General features: G+C 63.8%; 4 protein-coding genes and 1 tRNA gene. 1 reads left to right on the forward strand and 4 read right to left on the reverse strand.

The window, feature by feature from the left end; genetic code table 11:
* Positions 1–1,049: tRNA preQ1(34) S-adenosylmethionine ribosyltransferase-isomerase QueA (gene queA / locus R3280_RS16135; RefSeq protein WP_318999633.1), on the reverse strand; the 1,049-nt coding region annotated here is incomplete at its 3' end.
* Positions 1,050–1,148: 99 nt separating this feature from the next.
* Positions 1,149–2,054, reverse strand: a complete 906-nt coding sequence (gene thpD / locus R3280_RS16140; protein ID WP_318999634.1) for an ectoine hydroxylase — start codon at positions 2,052–2,054, stop codon at positions 1,149–1,151.
* A gap of 156 nt (positions 2,055–2,210) precedes the next feature.
* On the opposite strand from thpD, the gene R3280_RS16145 reads away from it, so the two are divergent.
* Complete coding sequence (locus R3280_RS16145; protein WP_318999635.1) at positions 2,211–2,948, forward strand: Crp/Fnr family transcriptional regulator; 738 nt, start codon at positions 2,211–2,213, stop codon at positions 2,946–2,948.
* A 103-nt stretch (positions 2,949–3,051) separates the two neighbouring features.
* Here the strand turns inward: R3280_RS16145 and R3280_RS16150 are convergent.
* Together R3280_RS16150 and R3280_RS16155 are read right to left on the reverse strand one after the other, a co-directional pair.
* Positions 3,052–3,138, reverse strand: a tRNA-Leu gene (locus R3280_RS16150).
* A 78-nt stretch (positions 3,139–3,216) separates the two neighbouring features.
* On the reverse strand, positions 3,217–4,007 hold a 791-nt coding region (locus tag R3280_RS16155), incomplete at its 5' end, for a flagellin (protein ID WP_318999636.1).

Consider the following 4,007-nt stretch of genomic DNA (forward strand, 5'->3'; position numbering starts at 1 on the left):
GCCAATTCGGCGCCGAGGCTGGGTTGCTGCCCGATAATGTACATGGCGTCGCCGTAGCTGAAAAAACGGTACCGCCGGGCCACCGCCTCCTGGTAGGCCGCCCGCACCGGTGCGATGCCGGCAAAGGCACTCACCAGCATGATCAGGGTGGACTCCGGCAGGTGGAAATTGGTCACCAGCGCATCCACACACTGGAAGCGGTAACCCGGGTAGATGAAGATATCGGTTTCGCCCTGGAAGGGTCGCAGTTCGCCATCCTGGCTGGCGGATTCCAGTGACCGCACGGAGGTGGTGCCCACCGCCACCACCCGGCCGCCGGCAGCCCGGGCCCTGGCGACGGCGTCCACCGTGGCCTGGGGCACATGGGCCACCTCGCTGTGCATGACGTGGTCCTCGATGCGGTCTACCCGCACTGGCTGGAAGGTGCCGGCGCCCACGTGCAGCGTGAGCGCCTCGACGCCCACCCCCTGCGCGCGCAGCGCGCCGAGCATCGCGTCGTCGAAGTGCAGGCCCGCGGTGGGGGCCGCCACCGCGCCGTCGCGCGCGGCATACACGGTCTGGTAGCGGGCCTCGTCGGCGGCATCCGCGCCGCGGCGGATGTACGGCGGCAGCGGCATGTGACCGATCCGTTCCAGCAGTTCCAGCACCGTCTCCTCCCCTTCCCGATGGAGCTCGAACAGGGCGTCATGACGGGCCACCATCAGCAGTTCCGAGTCATCTTCCAGCAGGATGCGCTGGCCGGGTTTGGGGGATTTCGAGGACCGCACGTGGGCCAGCAGGCTGTGGGAGCCGGTGACCCGCTCCACCAGTATCTCCAGCTGGCCGCCGGTCTGCTTGCGGCCAAACAGGCGGGCGGGAATCACCCGGGTATCGTTGAATACCAGCAGATCGCCGGGCCGGAGGAAGTCCGGCAGGTCACGGACCTGGTGATGGCCCATCGCACCTGTGGCGCCGTCCAGCGTCAGCAGACGGGATGCGCTGCGCTCGGGCAGTGGATAGCGGGCGATGAGCTCGTCCGGCAGGTCAAAATGGAAATCAGAGACATTCATTGGGGGAGGCTGTTCAAGAGGTTAACCGGGCCGGTGCAGGATATGGCAAAACGGCCCGGCATGCCACCCCGCGGTGGCCGGCCGGGAGGCCGGAACCTGTCAGGCTGCCCGTAAAGCCCGCGGGGTGTCCCGGTTGGCCAGGTAGGCCGGGCGCGGCGCTTTACCGGAAAACGGGCGGGTAAGGCGATTTTCCACGCTGTTGTAGACGAAGAACAGGTTCGAACGCGGCCAGGGCGACATGTTGGCGTTGGACGCGTGCAGGGTGTTGCACTCGAACAGCAGCAGCGAGCCCGCCGGACCGATGGGCTGCTCGATGCCCCGGGCGTTGGCCATCCGGCCGACAGCCTCCCGGGGTGGCACACCGACGGTCTGCTTCTTCAGGGACTGGGTCCAGTTGTTCTCCGGCGTCTCTCCCGGACAGGGAATAAAGGACTGGTGGGAGCCGGGAATCAGCATCAGCGGCCCGTTGAACGGATTATTGTCCGTCAGCATGATGGAGGCGCTGACCGCCCGCATGGCCGGCATACCGTCCTCACTGTGCCAGGTCTCGAAATCCGAGTGCCACTCGAAACCGTTGCCGCAGAAGCCGGCCTTGTCGTTGATCCGGGACTGGTGGATATACACGTCACCGCCCAGCAGTTGCTGAACCATGGCCAGCAGGTGCGGCTGGCGGGTCATCCGGTCAAAGGCGCCGGACAGCCGGTGCATGTCGAACACCGAGCGGACCTTTTCGCGGTTGGGATCCATGATCACCTGGTCCCTGTCGCACATGGCCGGGTCTTTTTCGATCTGGTCCAGTTCGTCAAAAAACGGCGCCACCGCCTCCGGCGAAAAGTAGCCGGGCAGCGACAGGAAGCCGTCCTGCTCGAACCGGTTCAGCTCTGCCTCACTGAGGGGGCCGGCAACCCGTTGGTCGGGTTCGGCATGAACCACCGGCTCCCGGCGTGGGAAATAACCCTCGGTGTAGGTTTCACGGGTCTGGTAGAAATCGGTTGTCTGAAGCATGTCTTCTCCCTTGATACGTTGCTATCTTGGATGTCGATACCGCCTCGAATGTGGAAACGACGCTAACACGGGCATTTTCGGGATGAGATAACCTAGGTTATGGGGCCGCCATACAGCGCCCCATCGCCGACGGGATGCAACCGACCGGGGAACAACATGCGAAAGGATCTGAACGAGAGCTGTATCATCAGGCACTTCCAGTCCTATGCCGACCTGGGTGCGGAGGACCAGCGGCTTCTGCTCTCCCTCGAGGAGGGACCCCTGGCCTACAGCAGGAACACCCTGCTCTGGCGCCAGGGCGAGGTTTCGGACTGCTTCTATACCATCAGCACAGGCTGGGTCTGCACTTACCGGGAACTCGAGGACGGCGGTCGTCAGGTGCTGGACATCTATGTGCCTGGGGACGTGGTGGGTCTGCGGGAATTCGCTTTCCAGACCCGGATCTCCAGCGCCATGGTGCTGAACGATGCCAGGCTGTGTGCTTTTCCGAAATCCCACCTCAAGGAAGTCTTTTCAAGCTCGCTGCTGCTCTGCAACATCTTCTTCATGATCACCGCCCGGGACCAGGCGATTCTGCTGGAGCGTCTGGTAAACCTGGGCCGCCGCTCGGCGCGGGAGAAACTGGCGCATTTCCTGGTGGAAATCTCCCAGCGCCTGGAGCGCACCAACGCCGTGGTGGAGAACCATCTGCAATTGCCCCTGACCCAGGAATTGCTGGCGGACGCCCTCGGATTGAGCTCGGTCCACGTCAGCCGGACCTTCAATGAGTTCCGCTCGGAAGGCCTGATTGAAACCGCCACCGCGGACATACAGCTGAAGGATATCGACGGTCTGAAGAAAGTGGCGGGCTTCGATGCCTTCTATCTGGAGCGCTCCGTCAACGATCTACGCTGACGGCAACGACGGCGTGCTTGCGCGCGGCGGGAAAAGCAGCCATCAACAAGGACAATCAGTCGAAAAGGGGGAAAACAGGCCGTGGGCCCGGGGGAACAAAGAGTGGTGCCGGGAGTGGGACTCGAACCCACACGCAGTCGCCTGCACGAGATTTTGAGTCTCGCGTGTCTACCAGTTTCACCATCCCGGCATCGGGAAGTCCGGCGATTATACTGAGGTCACCTGCTAAAGCAACAACCGGGACGGGACACCGGCCGCCCTGCCCGGCTTAAAGACGATCGAACAGGGACAGCTGCGACACCCGCGCGAACGACTGCTGGGCCGCTTCCAGCACGAAGCTCTGGAAGCTCAGCTTGCTGATGGCCTCGGCGTAGTCCACATCCTGAAGCTGCGAGCGGATTTCCTTGGTATACAGCGCCGAATCCTCCAGGAACTTTTCGCTGGATTCCACGGCATTGAGGCGCCCGCCCAGTTCGGTCTGGGTCTTCAGAATCGACTCCTGGCCGTTGTCCAGGTTGATCAGGGAGCTGGCGATCAGCTCGTCAAAGGCCTGCTGGCCACTGCCCACGGTGGCGGACGTCACCCCGGCCGCCAGGTCCAGGTCATCGAACTTGGCGCCGGTCACCTGAATCTGGCCGCCACCGGTGCCGCCGTCATTGGCGGCGAACTCCAGATCACCGGCCTGGGAGGTGATGATCAGGTTGCCGGCGCCGTCCAGCTCGGCACTGACCTTGTCCAGGGCCGGATCATTGCTGGTGTTGATGGCGTCCCGCAGGTCCGCGAGACTGGTCAGGCCGGTGAAATCAAGGCCGTTGATGGTCAGGGTGTCGTCAGCCTGGGGCGTGAAGCCGGCCGCCGGCAGGGTCGCCACCGCCGGTGTCTTGGCCTGGTTCTCAAGCCCGTAGATCAGCTTCTCCACGGTGGCGAAGAGGGACTGCTTCTCCGCAGTCTTGATAAAGAACTCATCGCCGGCCGAGGCGCCGGTAATCTCGAACTGGATACCGGCCACCCGGATCGGCTCGCCGCTGGTGTAGGCGTTATCCGGCGCGGCCGGGGTCA

The sequence above is a fragment of the Marinobacter sp. genome (assembly GCF_033722195.1).
Taxonomy (GTDB): Bacteria; Pseudomonadota; Gammaproteobacteria; order Pseudomonadales; family Oleiphilaceae; genus Marinobacter.